The sequence below is a fragment of the Frigidibacter sp. SD6-1 genome (assembly GCF_030143255.1).
GTDB lineage: Bacteria > Pseudomonadota > Alphaproteobacteria > Rhodobacterales > Rhodobacteraceae > TMP-24.
Map to the genome: position 1 here is coordinate 123,472 of NZ_JARJNR010000008.1, position 21,351 is coordinate 144,822.

A 21,351-nucleotide genomic window follows, 5' to 3' on the forward strand; every position below is an offset into this window, starting at 1 on the left:
TGGGCGGCAAAGCCGCGGATGGTAAACGGGCAGACTGACCGGTTCTCCGGACAATCTGCCTGAAAAACTGACCAAATAGGCGGCTTGAGGCTCAACGGACCGCGCGCCGATAGAGATGCCAGGTGGCATGGCCGAGAATCGGCAGGGTCACCGCAAGCCCCAGAAGCAGCGGCACGGCGCCGATCACCAGCCCCGCGACCACCACCGCGCCCCAGGCCAGCACCGGGCCGGGGCTGAGCTGCATCAGACGGATCGAGGCCGCAACGGCCCGCGCGAGGCCGACATCGCGGTCGACCAGGATCGGAAAGGACAGAACCGAGAAGGCCAGCGCCACCAGCGCGAAGAGAAAGCCGAGCGGGATGCCGATGATGATCATCATCCAGCCGCCCGACGTGCCGAACACGGCGGAAAGAAAGCTCATCGCATCGGGATAGGCCGCGCCGCCCATGGTGAACTCATGGACGAACCAGGCGCTGACGATCCAGAGGAAATACCAGCAGCCGAGACCGAGCGCGAGCAGGAGGATGCCGCCGAAGCCCGGCGCCCTCAGCACATTCAGCGTATCGGCCCAGACCGCGCTCTCGCCGCGTTCGCGCCTGCGGCTGAGCTCGTAAAGCCCAAGTGCCGCAACCGGTCCGACCAGCGCAAAGCCCGACAGGGTCGGGAACAGAAGCGGCAGCACGCCCTTGTTGAAGGCAAAGCCCATCAGGCACAGGCCAATGACCGGATAGAGCAGGCAGGCCATGATGACATCACTGCGGAAATGCAGGAAATCGTCCAACCCCGCCTTCAGCGCCGCGCGAATGTCACCGTAGGTGATCGCTCGCACCTCGGGCAGTTCGCGTACCTCGCCCTCGACCGCGTGCTGGGCGGCATGCGCCACCTCGCGGCCCGCCTTGCCGATGTTCTTCGCCCCCCAGGAGAGCGGATTGCCGATCGTCGATACCATGGAACGCCTCCCTCGCGCTTTGTGCTGCCGTCCGTTCATCACGGGCGGCCCTCGGGCGACCGGAAGTGCGGCCTGCCTCAGGCCTCCGTACAGCCAGTCTAGCACGAATGCGCTCACCCCGCCTTCACTTTCCCGCAACCCTGTGCCGCAGACTTGTCTTTCTGGCGCCCGGCTGCCTATCTAACGTCCGACAAAGGAAAGGACCCACCGATGCCCATCGCCCTGCCCCGCCCCGTCTTCGACGCGAATGCAACCGCGGGCGGCGCGCTCGGCCCCCTGCCCGTCTGGGACCTCTCGGACCTTTACACGGCCGAGGACGCGCCGGAACTCACGCGCGATATGAATTGGCTTGAGCGCGAATGCGCGGCCTTCGCTGCGGATCATGAGGGCAAGCTTGCCGCACTTGATCCCGCCGCCATGCTCGCCTGCATCCGCCGCTACGAGCGGATCGAACAGGTCAGCGGCCGCGTGATGTCTTACGCGGGCCTACGCTATTACCAGAACACAATGGATGCAGGCCGGGCGAAATTCATGTCCGACTGCCAGGACCGGATCACCAGCTTCACCACGCCGCTTGTCTTCTTCAGCCTCGAATTCAACCGGATCGAGGACGCGTCCTATGAGGCGACATTCACGGCCGGGCCGGAGATCGCCCGCTACAAGCCCGCCTTCGACCGGATGCGCGCCATGCGGCCGCACCAGCTGTCGGACGAGCTCGAACGGTTCCTGCACGACCAGTCGGTCGTCGGCGCCTCGGCCTGGAACAAGCTGTTCGACGAGACGATGGCGGGCCTGACCTTCGAGGTCGCGGGCGAGGCGGAACCCCTGAGCCTTGAGGCGACGCTCAACCTCCTCTCCGAACAGGACCGCGCGAGGCGCGAGGCGGCTTCCCGCGCGCTTGCTGCCGTTTTCGGCAAGAACATCAAGCTCTTCGCCCGCGTTCACAACACGCTGGCCAAGGAAAAGGCGGTCGAGGACCGCTGGCGCAAGATGCCGTCGCCGCAGGCTGCGCGGCATCTGTCGAACCATGTCGAACCCGAGGTGGTCCAGGCACTTCGCAATGCCGTTGTCGCCGCCTATCCGCGCCTGTCGCACCGCTATTATGCGCTGAAAGCGAAATGGATGGGCCTCGACAAGCTGCAGGTCTGGGACCGGAACGCCCCCCTGCCGACCGAGGAGGTCCGCACCATCGGCTGGGACGAGGCGCGCAAGACCGTGACCGAGGCCTACCGCGCCTTCTCGCCCGACCTCGCCGAACTGCTCAAGCCCTTCTTCGACAAGGGCTGGATCGACGCGGGCGTGAAGCCCGGCAAGGCGCCAGGCGCCTTCGCCCATCCGACGGTGACCGACGCCCACCCCTATGTGATGCTGAACTATCTCGGCAAACCGCGCGACGTGATGACGCTGGCCCATGAACTGGGCCACGGCGTCCATCAGGTGCTGGCCGCACCGCAGGGCGAGATCCTCGCCAACACGCCGCTCACTCTCGCCGAAACCGCCTCGGTCTTCGGCGAGATGCTGACCTTCCGCGCGCTTCTGGCGAATGCCAAGGACAAGGTGGAACGCAAGACCCTGCTCGCGGGCAAGGTCGAGGACATGATCAATACCGTCGTCCGCCAGATCGCCTTCTACGATTTCGAATGCAAGCTGCACGCCGCCCGCGCTGAAGGCGAACTGACGCCCGAAGACATCAACGCGCTCTGGATGAGTGTACAGGGCGAAAGCCTCGGGCCCGTCTTCGAATTCATGGACGGCTACGAGACCTTCTGGGCCTATATCCCGCACTTCATCCATTCGCCCTTCTACGTCTATGCCTATGCCTTCGGCGACAGTCTGGTGAACGCGCTCTATGCCGCCTACGAGGCCGCGCCCGACGGGTTCGAGGCAAAGTATTTCGACATGCTGAAGGCGGGCGGATCGAAACACCACAAGGACCTGCTCGCGCCCTTCGGCCTGGACGCCACGGACCCGACATTCTGGGACAAGGGCCTTTCCATGATCGCCGCCATGATTGACGAGCTGGAGGCGATGGAGGCGTGATCACTCTCTCGCCCCTGCCGGCCGACCGGCTGAGCGACGCCGCACATCTTGAGGTGCCGCCCGATCAGCAACAATTCGTCGGAACGCTCGACAAGTTGCTTGGCGATCTGAGCTCCGACGTCGGCCTGCACGCGATCCGGGCCGACGGGCGGGTGATCGGCCTGTTCAAGACCGATCTGGCCTATGCGGAACGTCACGCATTCGCCCACCCGGCCGAGCCGGGGTTGCGCGGTATGCTGATCGGCGGCCAGTATCAGGGCTTGGGATATGGCAAGGCGGCGATGGCCGCCCTTCCCGCCTATCTGCGCAAGGCGCTTCCCGCTGCTGCGTCGATCGCGCTCACGGTGAATTGCCGCAATCCCGCGGCACGCCACATCTATCTCGCAGGCGGCTGGGTCGATACGGGTGAAATCTATCATGGCGGCGCGGCCGGACCTCAGCATATCCTGCGCCTGCCCCTCATGTGAGATCCCCCATGCGCCGTTTCATCGTCAAGCTGATCGCCTTCCTGATCGTCATCGGCCTTCTTGGCTTCTTTACCCTCGGCCCCGGCATCGTCGACGAGGGGCAGAACCCGGTTCTGGCCCACGACCCCTGGCCGGTGAGCCCCGCGGCGCAGGCCTTGCATGAAAAGCTGATCATCGGCGACTGGCATGCCGACCCGCTCCTGTGGGACCGCGACCTGACCCAGCGCTGGGACCGGGGCCAGATGGACCTGCCCCGGCTGATCGACGGCAATGTGGCGCTGCAGGTCTTCACGACCGTGACGAAAAGCCCCTCGGGCCTCAATTACGAGGAAAATTCGGCTCAGGCGCGCGACGATATCACGCTTCTCTTCATCGGGCAGCTCCGCCCGCTCAGCGCCTGGAAGAACCTGACCTACCGGGCGCTGGAACAGGCGCGGCAACTGGCGCTCGCCGCCGAAAAGGCGCCGGAGATGCTGACGATCATCCGCACCCGCGGCGATCTCGACGCGCTTCTCGCTGCGCGTGCCAAGGGGGCCAAGACCGTCGGCGGCATCCTTGGCGCCGAGGGCGGGCATGCCCTGTCCGGCGACATCGCCAACCTCGACAAGCTCTATGAGGCGGGCTTCCGGTTGATGGGGCTCACGCATTTCTTCGATAACGAGCTTGGCGCCTCGCTGCATGGACAGGCAGGCGAAACCGAGGGTCTGACCGACTTCGGGCGCGAGGTCGTGAAGAGGATGGTCGAGAAGAAGATGATCATCGATCTGGCGCATGCCTCGCCCAGGATGGCGCGCGAGGTCTTGGCCATGGTCGATGTCCCGGTCGTGGTCAGCCATACCGGCATCTATTCCCATTGTCAGACGGTGCGGAATTTCCCCGACGATCTGATGAAGGCAATCGCCGATGAGGGCGGGCTGATCGGCATCGGCTACTGGCCGGACGTGATCTGCGATCCCTCGCCCAAGGGCGTCGCCTCGGCCATTGTCGCGGCGGTCGATCTGGTGGGCGCAGACCATGTCTCGCTCGGCTCCGATTTCGACGGGTCGGTGACGACGGCCTTCGACACGTCGGAACTCGCCGCAGTGACACAGGCCCTGATGGACTCGGGGCTTGACGAGACGACCATCGCCAAGGTGATGGGCGGCAATATGGTCGCCTTCCTCAGGAATGCCCTGCCGGAGGGCTGAGCGCGGGGCCGGGCCGCTCGTCGAGCCCTGAGGCGCTCTCCTCGCCTCAACCCGACGAGGCGCGCAGTGTACGAGGAGGCACCCGGCGTCAGAGATCGATCGCCGAGGCAAAAACCCTGTCGATCATCGCCTGCGTGCCCCTCGCGTCTTCCAAAGACCACAGGTATGGCGCGCCGTCGCGCACCGTCCGGCAGAAGGCCTCGACCTGGTTGCGGTACTGGCGGACACCCGGGAAACGCTCGATGTGGTCTGCCTCTCCAGGCCGGAACATGTGAAGCTGGGCCTCGCCGAAGAGGCCCGCATTGAACGGACCCGTCATGCGGATCAGGCCCTTCTCGCCCTGAAACACCACTTCCTGCCGGGGCGGCAGCCGCATCGACGTCAGCGCGCCATAGGTGAAGCGACCCGCGGGGCCCTCCATGTCGGCCCAGACCTGGGTCGTCACATCCACGCCATTCTCGCGGAGGATCCGCGATTTCAGCGCCACCGGCTCCGCTCCCGTCACCCAGCGCACCGACCCATAGGCATAGACGCCGATATCGGGGACCGAGCCGCCCCCGGTTTCCGGCCGGTTGCGGATATTGCCGGTGTCTGCGCGGTTGTCATAGCTGAAATGCGCATCCGCATGCAGCACCCGGCCGATCGCGCCATCCTGCACCAGCATCCGCGCCCGCTGCCATTGCGGGTGGTGGACGATCATATAGGCCTCGGTCACCAGAAGGCCCGAGCCATCGCGCGCCGCGATCAGGGCGTCGATCTCGCCCGCCCGCATCGCGATCGGCTTTTCGGTCAGGACATGCTTGCCCGCGCGCGCGGCCTTCAGCGACCACTCGACATGCAGATGGTTGGGCAAGGGAATATAGACCGCCTCGACCTCGCGATCGGCCAGAAGCGCCTCGTAACTTTCATGGACCCTGAGGTCGGGGCAGAAAGCCCGGAACCCCTCGGCCTTGGCCCCGTCGGATGTGGCGAGCGCCAGAAGCCGCGCGCCTTCCGCCTCGTGGATCGCCCGCGCCATGTGATCTCGCGCGAACTTCGCCGCACCCAGAACGCCCCAGTTGACCGGCTTCATGTCTCGCCCTCCAGTGACCGAGGGAAGGCTAGCGCGCCGCACTCGTTAGCGCAATCAGGCGCGTTTGCGCAGAACCATGAAGCTCATCAGCCCAAGCGGAGGAACGCGCTTCTCGACGACAGGCACCAGTTCCGGCCCCGTCAGGACCTGTTCCCTGCGGAAGTCCGGATGCCAGCCCAGCCGGCCGGCCAAAGGCGCCGCCAGACGCTCGACCATCGCCATCGGGCCGCTTTCGCGGGCGAAATGGTTGACGATCACCACCTCGCCGCCCGGTTTCAGCACCCGCGCCACCTCGGCCATCACCCGCTGCGGCTCGGGCACCACCGAAAGGACATGCAGCGCGGTGACCGTATCGAAGCGCGCGTCCGGCAAATCGAGCGCGCGGGCATCCATCTGCCGCAGCGCGCTGACCTGCGTCAGGCCCTGCGCCGCGACCTTCTCGCGCGCCTTGGCAAGCATCTCGTGGCTGTAGTCGATGCCCGTGACGTCGAGATGCCTGCCGTAGGAGGCAAGCGAAAGCCCTGTCCCGACACCGACCTCCAGGACCGAGCCACCCCGGGCATTCACATGGGCGACCGCCATGCGTCGGCCGCGCGTGGTCAGCGACCCGAAAGTCGCGTCATAGACCGGCGCCCACATGGCGTAAGAGCGCCTGACCTGTGCCAGTTCCATCTCGCGTCCTCTCAGTGGCTGGACCGGCGCTGCCAAAGTAGCGCACCGGGGATCGACAGAAGATAGAGGATGTCGGCGCCGAAAAGTGTCGCCCAGGGATAGGCGGCGAGCGCCGCGGCACCGCAGGCAACCGCCAGAAGCAGGGGCCGCGCATGCCGCGCCGGAACGCGCATCTTCAGCGACGGGGTCGGCAACCGGCTGACCATCAGCCCGCCGACCAGCGCTATCCAGATCGCGATCGGCGTCGGGTCGGGGACCAGGCCCGGGACGGCCTGCGCAAGAAAGAGCGGCGCGAGCGCCAGCATGGCGCCCGCAGGCGCCGGAACCCCGGTGAAGAAGCGCTTGTCGAGCGTTCCTTCCTTCGCGCCCACATTGAAGCGCGCAAGCCGCAGCGTGCAGCAGACGACATAGACAAGCGCCGCGATCCAGCCGAGTGTCTGGTCGCCGTCCATCGCCCAGAAATAGAGAACGACCGCGGGCGCCACGCCGAAATTCACCACGTCGGCGAGCGAATCCAGCTCCGCCCCCATCAGGCTTTCGCTCTTCAGGATGCGGGCGATGCGGCCGTCGAGCCCGTCGAGAAGGGCGGCGAGGATGAGAAGCGCCACCGATTTCTCGAAATCATTGCTGTAGGCCATGCGGATCGCGCTGACGCCCGCGCAGATCGCGCCAAGCGTCATGGCGTTCGGCAGAAGATGGATCAGCGGGATTTCGCGGCGCGGCCGCGGCTGCATCTCAATCCCTCCGCGCCATCATCGCGGCGCCGGGCGCCGCGAGATCGGCGATCACCGTCTCGCCTGCGACCATGGTCTGGCCAAGCGTCGCAACGGGCTCGACGCCCGGTGGCAGATAGACGTCGAGGCGCGAGCCGAAGCGGATGAGGCCAAAGCGCTCGCCCGCACGCAGGAAGGCGCCGGGCTGGACGAAACAGACGATGCGGCGCGCGACCAGGCCCGCGATCTGCACGACGGCGATCTGGCGGCCGTCGGCGAGGTCGAGGCGGATGGCGTTGCGCTCGTTGTCCTCGCTCGCCTTGTCGAGCGAGGCATTGAGGAACTTGCCCGCCCGGTAGGCGACGGCGCCGACGGTGCCTTCGGCAACGGCCCGGTTCACATGGCAGTTGAAGACCGACATGAAGACCGAAACGCGGATCAGCGGCTCGGGCCCCATGCCAAGTTCGGCGGGCGGCACGGCGGGGCCGATGAGCGAAACGACCCCGTCGGCCGGGCTGACGATCAGCCCGTCGCGCAGGGGAACCGAGCGGACGGGATCGCGGAAGAAGTAATAGCACCAGATGGTCAGGCCGAGGCCCGCCAGCCCGAGCGGATGCCAGATCAGCCCCAGCACAAGCGCCGCGCCGGCGAAGGCCGCAACGAACTTCCGCCCTTCGGGATGCATCGGCGGAAGGAATGTGTCGATCAGCCTCATCGGCCCTCCCTCGTCACTCGTGGCGCTGACCTATCGCCCCCGGCCCGGAGCCGCAAGAAAAATCTCCTTTATTTTTAACGATTTGATCGGTCAATCAACAACCGGCCGCTCGTCGTCGCCCTGCGGGCGCTCCTCGCTGGCCGACGAGAAGCGTCAGCGCACGAGGAGGCTCCCGGCCGCGCGGCCGTACTCAGGATGCGGTCAGCATGCCCTTCTCGCGCGCCAGATCGCGCATCCGCGCCTGCAGCTTCTCGAAAGCCCGCACCTCGATCTGGCGGATCCGCTCGCGGCTCACGTCATATTGCGCGGACAGATCCTCCAGCGTCACCGGCTCGTCCTGCAGGCGGCGCTGCATCAGGATGTCCTTCTCGCGTTCGTTCAGCGTATCCATCGCCCGCACGAGAAGCGCGCGGCGCGCATCCAGCTCCTCGCTCTCGGCATAGGCGGTGGCCTGATCGGCACCCTCGTCCTCGAGCCAGTCCTGCCATTGCGACCCGCCCTCGCCATCGGCCCCGACCGTGACATTGAGTGAGGCATCCGAGCCCGACAGCCGCCGGTTCATGTCGATGACCTCGTCCTCGGTCACGTTCAGGTCGCGGGCGATCCGCGCGACATTCTCGGGGCGCAGGTCGCCCTCTTCCAGCGCGCCGATCTTCGACTTGGCCTTGCGGAGGTTGAAGAACAGCTTCTTCTGCGCCGAGGTGGTGCCAAGCTTCACGAGGCTCCACGACCTGAGGATATATTCCTGGATCGAGGCGCGGATCCACCACATCGCATAGGTGGCCAGCCGGAAGCCGCGTTCGGGATCGAAGCGCTTGACCGCCTGCATCAGCCCGACATTCGCCTCGGAAATCACTTCCGCCTGCGGCAGGCCGTAGCCGCGGTAGCCCATGGCGATCTTGGCGGCGAGTCTCAAATGCGAGGTCACCAGACGATGGGCCGCCTGCGGGTCCTCGTGGTCGGCCCAGCGCTTGGCGAGCATATATTCCTCTTCCGGCTCCAGGAGCGGAAATTTGCGAATCTCCTGCAGATAGCGGTTCATCCCCTGTTCGGGGCTCGGGGCGGGAAGGTTCGTATAGCTCGTCATCAAGGACCCTTTCGCGGGTTTGGGCTGGGGAATCTATGTCGCCCCGGCTGCCCGTACAAGACCCCAACCGGCGGCGCGGTTCCCGGTCAGTTGGATTGACCTTACCCCCGGGTGACCGGCCAGGCATCGGCAAAAGGCGGTTCATGTCCGCAGATCACGGCCATTTCAGCCAGCGCGAGCGGCGCGCGTCGGGAATTCCAGACTGTACGGTCCGTTTTGATGGTTCTAGGAACGCCCGCAGAGAACACCTGAAAATGGCGGCGCAGATGAACGACCTCTTCCCCCTTCTCAACCGGGCATCCCTCGTCCGGGCGGTCCTGTCCGCTTTTGCCCTCGTCGGACTGATGTCCGGGATGGCCGCCGCACAGGGTTACCCCTGCCCCAGCGGCCCGGGCCCGGGCGAGGTGATGATCGGGACCTCCGGCGGCGGCGCGAGCGGGATCGCGGAAATACCGATCTGCGCTCCGAGTGGCGGCGGCTACGGCGGCGGTTATGACACCGGCCCAAGCGGCTATTGGTCGGAACGATTCGCCGCCATCGCCTGGGGCACAGAGCCGGACGGTCGCCCGACCTATACCTACGCCTTCGACTATCCCAGCAACAATGAGGCCGTTAACGCCGCTGTTGCCGAATGCAAGCGTCTCGGCTTTCAGGATTGCCGCCCCGGCACCGATGTCGCCAACGGCTCGATCGCCATTGTCGTCGCGTCCGACGGCAACCTCTTCGCCGATTGGGGCAAGAACGGCAGGCAAGCGAAATCGAAGGCGATGAAGGCCTGCCGCGCCTACAACGGCAAGAAATGCACCGCCGAGGAGGTGATCGACAGTCCCGCGGTCTGGATGAGCTACTGATCGGAAGCGACAACAATACAAGGGCGCACGCAGGCGCCCTTGCTTCTGTCTGAGCACGCGGCTCACTGGCCGGTCGGCTTGAATCCCGTGATGATCAACAGATCGTCGGTCGGATAATCGTCAACCATCGACATCTGGCCGTCATCGGAATGCTGGATGTTCACCCAAGCCATCTTGCCGTCGTCGGAGAACAGGAAGCCGGTCGGTTCCGCCGACGTGTCAGCAACCGAGAGCATGCGCGCGCAGCCGTCGGACTTGATATCGCGGTCCGCACCATCGGGCAGGCAGGCCCAGATATCGCCGTTCGGGTGATCCTCGACGACATAGAGAAGGCCGGTCCCGGGCTGGAAGGCGAGATTGTCGAAGGAATTGGCCTCGCGGTCGCCCTCGACGAAACGGTTCACCTCGGTCGTGAAGGCGATCTTGCCCTCGGCATCAGCAACCGGCACCTCCATCGGCGACAGGTCGGTCGCGCAGATGACTTCGGCGAAATTGCCCGCATCCTCGTTGCCGGTATTGGCCCAGCAGAAGCGGATCCCCGCGCCCGCATAGGCCGGATCGGCATGCAGATCCTCGGGGCGATAGTAACCGGTCGCACCCTTGGCATCGGCATCGGCCCGTGCGATCAGCGGATCGACCGCAATCCAGCACGCATTGCCGATCTCGCAGCCCTGACCGGCCTGCATCTTGTCATCGCGGCACGAGACCTGCATCGCATAGGTCGCACCGGCCGCAAAAGGCGAGGCTTCGGGATCGGTGATCGGCCCGCCGGTCGCGGCCTTTGCGGGCACGAACTTGAAGATCGCGCCGCCATCGGCATCGGCATTCGCCGTGCCGGGCCGCAGCTCGTCGCCGCCGATCACCACGCCTTCGGGCGTGATCGTCAGCCCTTCCCAGGCCATGGTCGGCAGCGCCATCCGCCGCACCACGCGCGCATCGCTTACCTCGCCGGTCGCGCGATCACTGATCACGGCATTCTCAAGCGCCAGCGGATCGAAGATCTCATAGGCGCCGCCGTCATCCTCTTCCTCGGTCGCAAGGATCGTGCCCCAGGGCGTGGCGCGGATGCCGTCGCAGCCCTGCATGCCGCGCACCAGGGTCTTCACCGCCCCGCCATCGAGCGCCACCGACTGCAACGACGGGTTCAGCTTGCCCGCCGCGATCTCTTCGCGGTCGCCCTCGATGCAGACGATCAGATGGGTGGGCTTATCGGCCGGAAAAAGCGCCATCATGTCGGCCTTGTTGGCGATCTCGCGCGTCAGGTAGGTGGCGGTCAGCCCCTCGGCCAGCAGCACCTGCGCCCCGGCGGGCTGGTCCGGCGCACGGAAATTTTCGGCCGTTTCCGGCGCCGAAGCGGCAAGCGGCGCGGCAAAGCCGTACAGCGCATCGCTTTGTTCGGCGCGCATTCGGTCGACCATCGCGCCGAAATCTTCGGCCGCAAGCGGCAGGGGCGCGAGAAGCGCGGCGAGGCCAACCAGGCTGGCTGCGGGGATCGAGCGACACATCATCTATCTCCTTCTGAAGGTCGCTGTCGCCATCGCGCGCGAACGTAACAGGCGTCTGTCAGTCTCGCGATGCTTTTGCGATGATCGCCCGCTCAGCCCCTCAGCGCGTCGAGCAACCCGGCGAAATCGGCGGGCAGCGGGCTTTCAAACGACAGGTCCTCTTTCGTGACCGGATGCACAAAGCCAAGCGTCGCCGCATGCAGCGCCTGACGCGGGAAAGCGGCCGCCTGTTCCGCCGCCGCCCCGGCCACCGCCTTGGGCGACAGTTTCCGCCGCCCGCCATAGGTCTGATCGCCCAGAAGCCCGTGGCCCGCATGGGCCATATGCACCCGGATCTGGTGGGTGCGCCCGGTCTCGAGCCAGCATTCGACCAGCGCGGCGACCGGCGGCGTGCCGAACGCCTCGATCACCCGCACCCGCGTCACCGCATGGCGCCCGCCGTGAAACAGCACCGCCTGCTTTTGCCGATCGGTCTTGTGGCGGGCAAGCTGGGTGGTGATCTTCAATATCCCGCCCGCCTCGAAACTGGTGCCCTTCACCCCATGCAGGCGCGGGTCGTTCTGGTCGGGCACGCCATGGACCAGCGCCAGATAGCGCCGCTCGACGGTATGTTTCTCGAACTGGCGGGCCAGCCCGTGATGGGCGCGGTCGGACTTCGCCACCACCAGAAGCCCGGTCGTATCCTTGTCGATCCGGTGCACGATGCCCGGCCGCTTCTCGCCGCCGACACCCGACAATCTGTCGCCGAAATGATGCAAAAGCGCATTGACCAAAGTCCCCGACTGCGACCCCGGCGCGGGATGGACGACCATGCCCGCGGGCTTGTCGATGACGATGAGGTCGTCATCCTCCCACACGACCGAGAGCGCGATCTCCTCGGCGCGGGTCTCGACCTCCTCCGGTGGGCCCACCTCGATTTCGAACATGTCACCTTCGGCGACCTTCGCCTTGGCGTCCGTCACCACCGTGCCCGCCTTGCGGATGGCACCTTCGGCCAGAAGCTTCGCCAGCCGCGAGCGCGAGAGCGACGCTTCCTCTGGCACATCGCGCGCCAAGGCCTTATCAAGCCGGTCCGGCGGGTTCGGCCCGATCACCACGCTGAGAACGGGGGTTCTTATGTCCGACATGAAGCCTGCTTCCCTGCCCGAGGACCAGCCTGCAACCGGGATCGAGACCCTGCCGCCGGAACTGAGATTCCTCAAACGCCTGGTGACGGTCCTGACCGCCACGATGATCGCCGGTCTTCTAACCATCATCCTGATCTTTGTCACCCGCTTCCCCGGCGCTGCCACGCCCGGCGCGCTTCCCGCCCTGCCCGACCACATCACCCTGCCCGCAGGCGCAAGCGCAACGGCCGTCACCTATGGTCCCGGCTGGATAGGCGTGGTGACCGACGCCAATGCCTTCCTGATCTTCGATGCCGCCACCGGCGCCCTGCGCCAGACGGTTTCCCTCACACCTTCCATCGCGCCGGAAGGCTGAGCGAAATTCCCGCCACCTGGCAGACGTTTGGCCCTTGCATTGCCCCGGCGGGGGGGCTAAATGCCGCTCCCAACGGACCCGTAGCTCAGCTGGATAGAGCACCAGACTACGAATCTGGGGGTCGGGCGTTCGAATCGCTCCGGGTCCGCCATCCCCCTCCCATCAATGATGGTAACGGCGCTTCGGGCGCGCGCTGAGGAACGGGCGTCGCGCCATTGTCCATGCCTGACAGGCAGGATAGGACATCCCTGCCAATCCGGGACGCGCCGATGACCAACCGCCTCGCCTATCCGCTTGCCTTCGCCTCGGGCGGACTGCTGACCCTGATGGTGCTGTTCAACGGCCAATGGGCGCGCGAGGGGACGCCGCTCTTCGCCTCTTGGATGGCGCATGGAACGGGCACCGCAGCGGCGCTGGTCTTCCTGCTTCTGCTCCGTCTGGGGCGGAGACCATCGGAAACGCGCCGCCCTGCGCCTCTCTGGGCCTATCTCGGCGGTCTGTCCGGCGCGGTGACGGTGATGCTGACCTCGACCACGGTGAACAGTTTCCTCGCGCTCTCGGGCACGCTGGCGCTCGGGCTGGCCGGACAGGCGGGGTTCAGCCTTCTCTCTGACCGGTTCGGCTGGTTCGGCCTGCCCGCGCGTCGGATCGGCGGGACCGACCTTGCCGCGCTCGCGCTCATTCTCGCGGGCAGTCTTCTCGTGATCTTTACCTGAGGCCCTGATGCTGCAACCGATCCTCTTCGCTTTTCTCGGCGGCGCGCTCGTCTCGGTCAGCCGGGCGATCAACGGGCGGCTGTCGCTTGCAACCTCGGCGATGACCGCCTCGTTCTGGAACCATCTGGTCGGGTTCCTCTTCCTCTCTGCCGTGGCCCTTCTCTGGGGCGGGCTGATGCCCGGCGGCTGGCCCGACGCGCCGGTGACCGCCTGGTTCGGCGGGACGCTCGGCGTCCTCTTCGTCGCTTCCGGCAGCTGGCTCGTCGCCCGCATCGGCGCCACGCTGACCGCGATGCTGGTGATCGCCGGACAGATGGTGTCGGGCGTCGCGCTCGACCTAGCGCTTGGCCAGTCGGACAACCTCCTGCCCAAGGCGGCAGGCGTCGCGCTGATCCTCGCGGGAATGATGCTGGCGCGCCGCGGCCGGTAGGCCGTCAGCGTGCGCGCCAGGCCTGGGTCCGGCCGAGAATACGCCGCGAGGCAAAGGCATGCAGGATACGTGCTGCTGCATTCGTATAGAAGATCATCATCCCCATCGCCGCCGCCGGAGCGATATCGCCCGCATCATCCATGTTGAGGACCGCGACCGAGGCCAGCGCGGTATGGGTCGAATAAAGGAACACCACCGCCGACACGGTCGTCATTGCATTCACGAACATGTAGATCGAGATATCGAGGATCGCGGGCAGGCACACGGGCACCGTCACCCGCGCGAAGAGCCGCCAGAAGGGCTGCCGCAGCGAGGCTGCGACCGGCTCGAACTCCGCGTCGATCTGCTTGAGCGCGGTCAGCGCCGTCAGATGCCCGACCGTGTAGAAATGGGTCACGGTCGAAATCACCAGGATCGCCATCGTGCCATAAAGGAAGTTCAGCGGATTGGCCGGATCGTTGAAGAAGAAAATATAGGCAAGCCCCAGCACCATGCCCGGAATGGCCATCGGCAGCATGGCGAAGAACTGGAAGAGCGCGCGGCCCGCGCGGAACCCGTCGACCTTTTCGACCATATAGGCGCCGGTGAAGATGATCGCGGTGCCCGCCACCGCCGTCATCGCGGCCAGTTGCAGCGAGTTCCAGTAGGCAGCCCAGCCGCCGCCATCCATCCGGTTGAAGGCATAGTTCTTCAGGCTGAGGCTCAGGTCATAGGGCCAGAATTTCACCAAGGCCGCCACCTGGCAGACCGCGATGATCCCGGCGATGAAGATCGCGACCACCAGGCACCAGAGCAGCATCAGCATGTCGAACCGCCGGTCGGGTTTCGGCTGATAGGGCACGGAACGCGCCGACAGAAGCGAGACCTGTTTCTTCTGCACCTGCCGGTCGATGATGAAGGCAAAGACGGCGGGGATCAGAAGGACGACTGAAACAACCGCCCCCATCTCGAAATTCTGCTGGCCGATCACCTGCTTGTAGATGTCGATCGCCAGCACGTTGTACTGCCCGCCGATGACCTTCGGCAGGCCGAAATCGGTGATGACGAGGGTGAAGGTCACGAAGGCAGCCGAGATCAGGCCGTAGCGCGCGCCGGGGATGGTGACCGTCCAGAAGGTCCGCCAGCTTGAGGCGCGCAGGCTTTCGGCCGCCTCATACTGGCGCTGGTCGGCGATGGAAAGCGCGGTCGAGATGATGATCAAGGCATGCGGAAAAGTGAAGAAGACCGAGCCGATGACGATCCCCAGAGGCCCGTAGATCGACTGCCCCATCAGTAGGCCTTTGAGGAAGCCTTGATTGCCGAAGAGATAGATAAGCGCGATGCCGGGCAGAAGCGAGGGCACCAGGATCGGCATCATCGCGATCAGCCGGAACGTGCCCTTGAACGGGATGCAGCTGCGATTGAGCGCATAGGCGAAGCCGAAGGCGAGGCCCACGGTCAGCACGGTCGAGACGATGGCGATGAAAAGCGAGTTTTCGATCGAGGAGAAAAGGGCGGCATTCGAGAAATAATCGACATAATTCTGCAGCCCGACTGTCGTGACCGGCCTGAGATTCACGCGCCGGAAGGTGTTGCTGTCGAACTCCTGCCACTCGGTGGTGCGCTGCAGGTCAAGGCCGACGAGATAAGGCGCGTCGGCGGTCGTGCTGCGCAGGCGGTATTTCACCGGGCTCTTGAAGCTGAAGTCGGGGAAAAGGTCTGTGACGGCAAGCCGCCCGTCGGAAGAGGAGGCGAGATCATCGGCGGTGAACTTGCCCAACACCTCGTTGAGGCTGGCGGCGCTGACCGGCTCGCCCCAGACCGTGCCGCTTTCGTCGCTGACCTGGAATTCATAGCGCGCAAGGTCGAAGCCGTAGGTCACGAAGCTTTTCGACAGCATCGCGTAAAGCGGCAGGACCAGCGCGGCGAAGAGGTAAAGCCCGATCAGCGCCATGAAGCAGCGCTTCACGATCCCGTCGCGGTCGAGCTTCAGCTTGACGGAGCGACCGGCGGGAAGGGTCGAGGTCCCGGCCATCTCAGGCGCCTCGCGGGAAAGCCAGCACCCGTTCGGCCGGCAGTTCCACCGTCAGGGCCGCGCCGGGCTCGATCCCGAGCCTGCGGACCGCATTCATCGAGAAGTTGGCGACAAGCGGCGTCTCCCCCAGGGCCTCGCTCGTCAAATGCGTGCGCCAATAGGAACCGAGGAACTCCATCGACGTCACCGTCACGTTCAGATGGTTCGGCGCCGGTTGCGCCTCGTGCCCGGCCGCATGGGGCAAGATATCTTCCGGCCGCACCGCCATTGTTACGGGCGCCCCGTCGGAAAGACCCTGCGCGCCGGTGGCAAGCGTTGCCTGGCCGACCCGCACCGCACCTTCGTCAAAGACGCTCTCTATCTTGTTGGTTTCACCGATGAAATCGGCAACGAACAGCGTCGCCGGATCGCGGTAGATCTCGGTCGGCGTGCCGACCTGTTCGATCACGCCATGGTTCATCACCACGATCCGGTCGGCCATCGACAAGGCCTCTTCCTGATCGTGGGTCACCATGATCGTCGTCACACCAAGTTTGCGCTGCAATTCCTTGATTTCATGGCGCAAATGCACCCTGACCTTGGCATCGAGCGCCGACAGCGGTTCGTCCAGAAGCAGAAGGCCCGGATTGATCGCTATGGCGCGCGCCAGCGCGATCCGCTGCTGCTGGCCGCCTGACAGCTGGGCGGGATATTTCCTGCCCTGCTCGGGCAGGCCAACCAACGCCAGCAACTCCGCTACGCGCGCGGCGATTTCGGCCTTCGGACGCCCGGTGTTTTCCAGACCGAAAGCGATGTTGCGCTCGACCGTCAGGTTCGGGAACAAGGCATAGGACTGAAAGACGATGCCGTAATCGCGTTGCGATGCAGGCAGCGCGGATATGTCCCTTCCTGCCTGCCGGATCGTGCCCCGCGTCTGCGGATCGAGCCCGGCGATGGCCCTCAGAAGCGTGGTCTTGCCGCAGCCCGAGGGACCGAGGAAGCAGACGAACTCGCCCTTGCGGATATCGAGCGTGATATCCCTCAGCGCCACGAACTCGCCAAAGGCCTTCCAGCAGCCGTTGATCTTCAGATAGGGCTCGCCAGCCTCCGCGCGCGGCGCGTCTGCGATCAGTGCATTCATCATGTCCATCCGGGCAAGGGGCGGGCGCGCCGGACCGGCGCGCCCGGGAGAGGGATCAGTTCTTCGGCTCGGATTTCGAGTCGTAGCGCTTGGTCCATTCTTCCAGAATGGCCGCGCGATTGTTCGCCGCCCATTCGAAATCGTTCTGGATCATCTTTTCCGACACGTTGGCCGGATAGTTCTCGACCGGTTGCGCCATGCCCGGGATCGCCAGCACCGCGTAGCCCACGTTATATTCCTTCATCGCGGCGGGAGAGATCGTCCAGTCCACCAGCGTCTTGGCCGCGTCGGGCGCGTCGGTGCCCGCGACGATGGCGATCGCCTCCATGTCCCAGCCGATGCCTTCCTCGGGGACGATCACGTCGATCGGGGCGCCTTCATTCTTCGACTTGGCGCCGCGGAAGGCGAAGGACACGCCCATCACCGTCTCGCCCGCCGCCGCCATCTTGCAGGGCTTGGAGCCGGAATGGGTATAGGCCGCGATATTTTGGTGAAGCCCGTCCATATAGGCCCAGCCGCCCTCCTCACCCATCATCTGCAGCCAGGAAGAGACATCAAGGAAACCGGTCCCAGAAGACGCCGGGTTCGGCATGACGATATGGCCGGCATATTCGGGCTTCGTCAGATCGGCCCAGCTTTTGGGCGGGGTCAGCCCCAGCTTCTCGCCCTCGACCGTGTTGTAGCACACCGACGCAACCCAGGCGTCCATGCCGACCCACGAGGGCGGATTGTCGCCATCCCTGAAGCGCGGGTCGAGCGCGTCGAGGCCTGCGGGCGCATAGGGTTCCAGCATGCCCTCGGTCTTGAGAACCAGCAGCGATGTCGCGGCGAGGCCCCAGACCACGTCGGCCTGCGGATTGTTCTTTTCGGCCAGCAGCTTGGCGGTCACGACACCGGTGGAATCGCGTACCCAGTTGATCTTGATATCGGGATGTTCGGCATTGAAGGCCGCCGCGTAGCGTTCCAGGTCTTCGGCTTCGATCGCGGTATAGACGGTCAGTTCGGTTTCGGCCCAGAGGGCGGTCGTGCTCAGAACGGTGGCGAGGGCGCCCAGCGCCAAGGATTTCGTCAGTTTCATTCTACTCCCCATGTCAGCCCAAGGCAGGCGTTGCTTGCGGGCGAACCCGGTGGCACCACGCCCCGGATTTCATTCTTCAGGTAGCGGCCGTTCATGACAGCGCGGTAACACCTGCCCTCCCGGCACCCTCCAAAGCAATCTTGCGAAGGGGGGATGAATAAGTAAAATCTATTTATTTTATATTATGGTTGGAAATTTCGATGAATTCCGCCGCGCGACGACCAGCGGAAAGAGCGCCACGCCGGACCCGGCGGACGTTGAAAAGAAACGAGATTTCCGGCGGCCTCAGGCCGCCTCGGCGCGAATCGCCTCCGCCACGATCTGAAGCGCCCGGTCGAGGTCTGGCCGGGCAATGACGAGAGGCGGCGAGAGCGTCAGGACCGACCCCGCGCTGATCTTGAAACTCAGCCCCGCTTCCAGGCAGCGGTAATAGATCCGCTCGGCCCGGGCGCGGTCGGGCGTGCGCGCCGCGCGGTCGGACACGATCTCGACCCCGAACATCAGCCCCCTGCCCCTTATGTCGCCCACGATGGCACAGTCGCCGACCATCTCGCTCAACCGGCCCTGTGCATGGCGCCCAAGCTCAGCCGCGCGATCGACCAAACCCTCGCCCTCGATCACCGAAAGCGTTTCCAGCGCCGCCCGCGCGGTCACCGGGTTCTTCTCGTGCGTATAATGGCCGATGGCGAAATCGCCGCAAACATCCAGGTCACGCCGCGCCACGACGGCGGCGATGGGCAGGATGCCCCCACCCAGCGCCTTGCCCATCGTCACGATGTCGGGGACGATCCCGTCATGCTCGAACGCGAACATCCTGCCGGTCTTGCCCAGACCGGTGGGGATTTCATCCATGATCAGAAGCGTACCGTGGCGCCTGCAGGCCGCCTGCACCGCCTGCCAATAGCCCGGCGGCGGCACGGTCGGCACGGCCCGCATCGGCTCGGCGATCACGGCGGCCACGTCGCCCTCACGCTCCAGCACATAATCGACCATCTTCGCGCAGGCGAGCGCGCAGGCCTCGGGCCCCGGATGGCCATAGGCGCAATGATAGCAATTGAAGGGCGCGACATGTTCGGCACCGGGCAGCAAGGGCCCGGCAATATGGCTGCGGAAGGTCGCCTCGCCGCCGACGCTCGCCGACCCGAAGCCCGCACCGTGAAAGGCATCCCAGAAGCTGAGCGTCTTGAAACGGCCCGTGGCGGCTCGGGCAATCTTCAGCGCCACTTCATTGGCGTCGGACCCGCCTGTGGTGAACAGAACCTTGCCCAGATCGCCGGGCGCGAGGTCGGCCAGCCGCTCGGCCAGTTCGACCGAAACCTCGTTGGTGAAGCGGCGGGGCGAAAAGCTCAACGCGTCCAGCTGTGCCTTGATCGCCGCCACCACGCGCGGGTGCGCGTAGCCGATGTGATGGACGGAATTGCCATGAAAATCCATGTAGCGGCGCCCGGCGGTATCCTCGATCCAGATGCCTTCGGCCTTTGCGATCGTCGAAACGCAGGGCGAGGACAGAGACTGGTGCAGGAAGGCCTCGCCATCGCGACGCAAGAGATCGCGCGTCGCCGCATCGGGATGTTTCGCCGCCCAGGCGCGGCGCGCCTCGGACGTGTTCGATTCGCCTTCGGTATGGGTGATCGCTGTCATCGCAGTCTTCCGAAGCAAAGAGGCGAAGCCCCGGGAAGCGATGGCGCCCCGAGGCTTCGCCAGTTCGTGGGAGGGATGGTCCCTAACCCCACGGGAGCGAGAAAGTCTTGACGTTGGTGTAGGATTTCATCGCCTCGATGACCCCTTCCTTGTAGCCGTTGCCAGAGTCCTTGATGCCGCCGAAGGGCGACATCTCGATCCGGTAGCCGGGCACTTCCCAGATGTTCACCGTGCCGACGACCAGCCCGTCGATATAGGCGCGCATCCGGCGGAAATCGTTGGTGCAGACGCCGGACGACAGGCCGAAGGCGGTGGAGTTCGAAATCGCCATTGTCGCTTCGTCATCGTCGGGCACCCGGACGATGGGCACGATGGGTCCGAAGGTCTCTTCCATCACCAGTTCGCTTTCGTGCGGCACGTGATCGACGACGATCGGCGGCAGAAGCGCCCCTTGGCGGCCGGGATGGTAAAGCACCTTTGCCCCCATCTTCTCGGCCGCGAAGACCCGGCTCTCGAACGTCTCGGCGGCGCGTTCATGGACGACGCAGCCCAGTTCCGTCGCCGGATCCATCGGATCGCCGAACTTCAGCCGCTTCGCCCGTTCCAGAACCAGCGGCACGAACCGGTCGGCCACGCTCTCCTGAACAAGGATACGCTTGACCGCCGTACAGCGCTGGCCCGAATTCTTGGTCGCCCCCGCCACCGCCAGATCGGCGGCCTTGGCAAGGTCGGCGTCCGACAGGTCATTGCAGATGATCAGAGGGTCATTGCCGCCCAGCTCCAGCACCTGCCGCTTGTAGACCGCCTTCGCCGCGATCATCTTGCCCACCGGCACGCCGCCGGTGAAGGTGATGAGGTCGAAATCGGGGTTGGTGATCATCTCGTCGCCAATGTCGGCGGGCCAGCCGGTCACCACCGACAGCATCTCGGGCGGCAGCCCCGCCTCGTAAAGCGCGTCCGCCAGCCAGATCGCGGTCAGGGGCGTCAGTTCGGTCGGCTTGCAGACGATGCAATTGTTCGTGGCGATCGCGGGCGCAATCTTGTGGCTGATCATGTTCAGAGGATGATTGAACGGCGTGATCGCCGAGATCGACCGCAAGGGTTCGCGGATGGTGAAGATCTTGCGCGCCTTGCCGTGGGGGGTCAGGTCGCAGGAAAAGATCTCGCCATCGTCCTGGATGCACATCTGCCCCGCGAGCGTATAGACGTCATAGGCCCGCCCGCATTCGTACAAAGCATCGGCCAGCGAAATCCCGAGTTCGGCGGTGATGATCGGCGCCAGGTCTGCCTTGCGCTCGCTGATGATCTTCGCGGCATTCAAGAGGATTTTCTGGCGCTCGTAGCGGGTGAGTGTCGGCTTGTACGCGGCGGCAATCGCGAAGGCCTCGCGCGCATGCTCGGCCTGCCCGGCGGGCACCGAGCCGATGACCTCGCCGGTGAAGGGATAGGTAACCGGCACCCGGTCTTTCGTATCGACCTTGCGCCCGGCGATCCGCATTGCCTCGTGCCGCAGTTCAATGGGGGGCTTGCGCTTCAGCATGGCTCAGACCGCCGCCGCCGTGCAGGCGTAGAGAAAGGCGTCGAAGTTCCTGAGTTCCGGCGCGGAGGGCAG

At 65.3% G+C, this 21,351-nt stretch carries 20 protein-coding genes and 1 tRNA gene; 8 read left to right on the forward strand and 13 right to left on the reverse strand.

Features of this window, described 5'->3' with window-relative positions; all coding sequences use genetic code 11:
• Window positions 1-91 precede the first annotated feature (91 nt).
• Window positions 92-949: a DUF2189 domain-containing protein gene (locus P0645_RS15625; protein ID WP_284165514.1), complete on the reverse strand. Its 858-nt coding sequence runs from the start codon at window positions 947-949 to the stop codon at window positions 92-94.
• A gap of 210 nt (window positions 950-1,159) precedes the next feature.
• On the opposite strand from P0645_RS15625, the gene P0645_RS15630 reads away from it, so the two are divergent.
• From P0645_RS15630 to P0645_RS15640, 3 genes are read left to right on the forward strand one after another with little or no spacing between them, the layout of a single operon-like run.
• Window positions 1,160-2,989 (forward strand): M3 family oligoendopeptidase, encoded by a 1,830-nt coding sequence (locus P0645_RS15630; protein WP_284165515.1) that lies wholly within the window; start codon window positions 1,160-1,162, stop codon window positions 2,987-2,989.
• Window positions 2,986-3,456 (forward strand): GNAT family N-acetyltransferase, encoded by a 471-nt coding sequence (locus tag P0645_RS15635; protein ID WP_284165516.1) that lies wholly within the window; start codon window positions 2,986-2,988, stop codon window positions 3,454-3,456. The genes P0645_RS15630 and P0645_RS15635 overlap by 4 nt, the downstream gene beginning before the upstream one ends.
• Before the next feature lie 8 nt (window positions 3,457-3,464).
• The gene (locus P0645_RS15640; protein WP_284165517.1) at window positions 3,465-4,643 is read left to right on the forward strand and encodes a dipeptidase; all 1,179 of its coding nucleotides are present in this window, start codon (window positions 3,465-3,467) and stop codon (window positions 4,641-4,643) included.
• Window positions 4,644-4,731: 88 nt separating this feature from the next.
• On the opposite strand, the gene P0645_RS15645 is transcribed toward P0645_RS15640, so the two are convergent.
• The 5 genes from P0645_RS15645 to rpoH all read right to left on the reverse strand — a co-directional run bounded on the left by P0645_RS15645 (window position 4,732) and on the right by rpoH (window position 8,902).
• Window positions 4,732-5,715, reverse strand: coding sequence for a Gfo/Idh/MocA family protein (locus P0645_RS15645; RefSeq protein WP_284165518.1), 984 nt, complete (start codon window positions 5,713-5,715; stop codon window positions 4,732-4,734).
• Between the two features lie 54 nt (window positions 5,716-5,769).
• Window positions 5,770-6,387, reverse strand: a complete 618-nt coding sequence (locus P0645_RS15650) for a class I SAM-dependent methyltransferase (protein ID WP_284165519.1) — start codon at window positions 6,385-6,387, stop codon at window positions 5,770-5,772.
• An 11-nt stretch (window positions 6,388-6,398) separates the two neighbouring features.
• Complete coding sequence (gene pssA / locus P0645_RS15655; RefSeq protein WP_284165520.1) at window positions 6,399-7,121, reverse strand: CDP-diacylglycerol--serine O-phosphatidyltransferase; 723 nt, start codon at window positions 7,119-7,121, stop codon at window positions 6,399-6,401.
• 1 nt (window position 7,122) lies between these two features.
• Window positions 7,123-7,815 carry a phosphatidylserine decarboxylase gene (locus P0645_RS15660; RefSeq protein ID WP_284165521.1) on the reverse strand — a complete coding sequence of 231 codons (693 nt, stop codon included), beginning with the start codon at window positions 7,813-7,815 and terminating at the stop codon, window positions 7,123-7,125.
• A 190-nt stretch (window positions 7,816-8,005) separates the two neighbouring features.
• On the reverse strand, window positions 8,006-8,902 hold the full coding sequence (gene rpoH, locus P0645_RS15665) for an RNA polymerase sigma factor RpoH (RefSeq protein ID WP_284165522.1): 897 nt from the start codon (window positions 8,900-8,902) through the stop codon (window positions 8,006-8,008).
• A gap of 266 nt (window positions 8,903-9,168) precedes the next feature.
• Between rpoH and P0645_RS15670 the strand changes: the two genes are divergently transcribed.
• On the forward strand, window positions 9,169-9,753 hold the full coding sequence (locus tag P0645_RS15670; protein ID WP_284165523.1) for a DUF4189 domain-containing protein: 585 nt from the start codon (window positions 9,169-9,171) through the stop codon (window positions 9,751-9,753).
• A 62-nt stretch (window positions 9,754-9,815) separates the two neighbouring features.
• Here P0645_RS15670 and P0645_RS15675 read toward each other — a convergent pair whose 3' ends face one another.
• Window positions 9,816-11,258 carry a PhoX family protein gene (locus P0645_RS15675; protein ID WP_284165524.1) on the reverse strand — a complete coding sequence of 481 codons (1,443 nt, stop codon included), beginning with the start codon at window positions 11,256-11,258 and terminating at the stop codon, window positions 9,816-9,818.
• 92 nt (window positions 11,259-11,350) lie between these two features.
• A complete protein-coding gene (locus tag P0645_RS15680; protein WP_284165525.1) occupies window positions 11,351-12,385 on the reverse strand; it encodes an RluA family pseudouridine synthase in 1,035 nt (344 codons plus the stop codon).
• Here P0645_RS15680 and P0645_RS15685 point away from each other — a divergent pair.
• The 4 genes from P0645_RS15685 (at window position 12,375) to P0645_RS15700 (ending at window position 13,886) form a co-directional block, all read left to right on the forward strand.
• Window positions 12,375-12,740, forward strand: a complete 366-nt coding sequence (locus tag P0645_RS15685) for a DUF6476 family protein (protein ID WP_284165526.1) — start codon at window positions 12,375-12,377, stop codon at window positions 12,738-12,740. The genes P0645_RS15680 and P0645_RS15685 overlap by 11 nt on opposite strands.
• 74 nt (window positions 12,741-12,814) lie before the next feature.
• Window positions 12,815-12,891 (forward strand) — tRNA-Arg (locus tag P0645_RS15690).
• Window positions 12,892-13,009: 118 nt separating this feature from the next.
• On the forward strand, window positions 13,010-13,456 hold the full coding sequence (locus tag P0645_RS15695) for a DMT family transporter (RefSeq protein ID WP_284165527.1): 447 nt from the start codon (window positions 13,010-13,012) through the stop codon (window positions 13,454-13,456).
• Window positions 13,457-13,463: 7 nt separating this feature from the next.
• Window positions 13,464-13,886 carry a DMT family transporter gene (locus tag P0645_RS15700; protein ID WP_284165528.1) on the forward strand — a complete coding sequence of 141 codons (423 nt, stop codon included), beginning with the start codon at window positions 13,464-13,466 and terminating at the stop codon, window positions 13,884-13,886.
• 4 nt (window positions 13,887-13,890) lie between these two features.
• Here the strand turns inward: P0645_RS15700 and P0645_RS15705 are convergent, their stop codons facing one another.
• The 5 genes from P0645_RS15705 to phnY form a co-directional block, all read right to left on the reverse strand.
• Window positions 13,891-15,900: a putative 2-aminoethylphosphonate ABC transporter permease subunit gene (locus P0645_RS15705; RefSeq protein ID WP_284165529.1), complete on the reverse strand. Its 2,010-nt coding sequence runs from the start codon at window positions 15,898-15,900 to the stop codon at window positions 13,891-13,893.
• 1 nt (window position 15,901) lies between these two features.
• Complete coding sequence (locus tag P0645_RS15710) at window positions 15,902-17,020, reverse strand: putative 2-aminoethylphosphonate ABC transporter ATP-binding protein (RefSeq protein ID WP_284165530.1); 1,119 nt, start codon at window positions 17,018-17,020, stop codon at window positions 15,902-15,904.
• A 55-nt stretch (window positions 17,021-17,075) separates the two neighbouring features.
• Entirely contained in the window at window positions 17,076-18,098 is a 1,023-nt protein-coding gene (locus P0645_RS15715; RefSeq protein ID WP_284165531.1) for a putative 2-aminoethylphosphonate ABC transporter substrate-binding protein, read from the reverse strand.
• Window positions 18,099-18,383: 285 nt separating this feature from the next.
• Entirely contained in the window at window positions 18,384-19,739 is a 1,356-nt protein-coding gene (gene pbfA, locus P0645_RS15720) for a (R)-1-hydroxy-2-aminoethylphosphonate ammonia-lyase (RefSeq protein ID WP_284165532.1), read from the reverse strand.
• An 82-nt stretch (window positions 19,740-19,821) separates the two neighbouring features.
• Window positions 19,822-21,279: a phosphonoacetaldehyde dehydrogenase gene (gene phnY, locus P0645_RS15725; RefSeq protein ID WP_284165533.1), complete on the reverse strand. Its 1,458-nt coding sequence runs from the start codon at window positions 21,277-21,279 to the stop codon at window positions 19,822-19,824.
• Window positions 21,280-21,351: the final 72 nt, after the last annotated feature.

What these genes read in the sequence shown, in the direction of transcription:
- P0645_RS15710 (WP_284165530.1), bottom strand. Translation starts at nt 17,020, where the DNA reads ATGAATGCACTGATCGCAGACGCGCCGCGCGCGGAGGCTGGCGAGCCC.
- P0645_RS15670 (WP_284165523.1), top strand. Translation starts at nt 9,169, where the DNA reads ATGAACGACCTCTTCCCCCTTCTCAACCGGGCATCCCTCGTCCGGGCG.
- P0645_RS15715 (WP_284165531.1), bottom strand. Translation starts at nt 18,098, where the DNA reads ATGAAACTGACGAAATCCTTGGCGCTGGGCGCCCTCGCCACCGTTCTG.
- phnY (WP_284165533.1), bottom strand. Translation starts at nt 21,279, where the DNA reads ATGCTGAAGCGCAAGCCCCCCATTGAACTGCGGCACGAGGCAATGCGG.
- pssA (WP_284165520.1), bottom strand. Translation starts at nt 7,121, where the DNA reads ATGCAGCCGCGGCCGCGCCGCGAAATCCCGCTGATCCATCTTCTGCCG.
- P0645_RS15705 (WP_284165529.1), bottom strand. Translation starts at nt 15,900, where the DNA reads ATGGCCGGGACCTCGACCCTTCCCGCCGGTCGCTCCGTCAAGCTGAAG.
- pbfA (WP_284165532.1), bottom strand. Translation starts at nt 19,739, where the DNA reads ATGACAGCGATCACCCATACCGAAGGCGAATCGAACACGTCCGAGGCG.
- P0645_RS15700 (WP_284165528.1), top strand. Translation starts at nt 13,464, where the DNA reads ATGCTGCAACCGATCCTCTTCGCTTTTCTCGGCGGCGCGCTCGTCTCG.
- P0645_RS15640 (WP_284165517.1), top strand. Translation starts at nt 3,465, where the DNA reads ATGCGCCGTTTCATCGTCAAGCTGATCGCCTTCCTGATCGTCATCGGC.
- P0645_RS15650 (WP_284165519.1), bottom strand. Translation starts at nt 6,387, where the DNA reads ATGGAACTGGCACAGGTCAGGCGCTCTTACGCCATGTGGGCGCCGGTC.
- P0645_RS15695 (WP_284165527.1), top strand. Translation starts at nt 13,010, where the DNA reads ATGACCAACCGCCTCGCCTATCCGCTTGCCTTCGCCTCGGGCGGACTG.
- P0645_RS15680 (WP_284165525.1), bottom strand. Translation starts at nt 12,385, where the DNA reads ATGTCGGACATAAGAACCCCCGTTCTCAGCGTGGTGATCGGGCCGAAC.
- P0645_RS15645 (WP_284165518.1), bottom strand. Translation starts at nt 5,715, where the DNA reads ATGAAGCCGGTCAACTGGGGCGTTCTGGGTGCGGCGAAGTTCGCGCGA.
- P0645_RS15675 (WP_284165524.1), bottom strand. Translation starts at nt 11,258, where the DNA reads ATGTGTCGCTCGATCCCCGCAGCCAGCCTGGTTGGCCTCGCCGCGCTT.
- rpoH (WP_284165522.1), bottom strand. Translation starts at nt 8,902, where the DNA reads ATGACGAGCTATACGAACCTTCCCGCCCCGAGCCCCGAACAGGGGATG.
- P0645_RS15625 (WP_284165514.1), bottom strand. Translation starts at nt 949, where the DNA reads ATGGTATCGACGATCGGCAATCCGCTCTCCTGGGGGGCGAAGAACATC.
- P0645_RS15685 (WP_284165526.1), top strand. Translation starts at nt 12,375, where the DNA reads ATGTCCGACATGAAGCCTGCTTCCCTGCCCGAGGACCAGCCTGCAACC.
- P0645_RS15660 (WP_284165521.1), bottom strand. Translation starts at nt 7,815, where the DNA reads ATGAGGCTGATCGACACATTCCTTCCGCCGATGCATCCCGAAGGGCGG.
- P0645_RS15630 (WP_284165515.1), top strand. Translation starts at nt 1,160, where the DNA reads ATGCCCATCGCCCTGCCCCGCCCCGTCTTCGACGCGAATGCAACCGCG.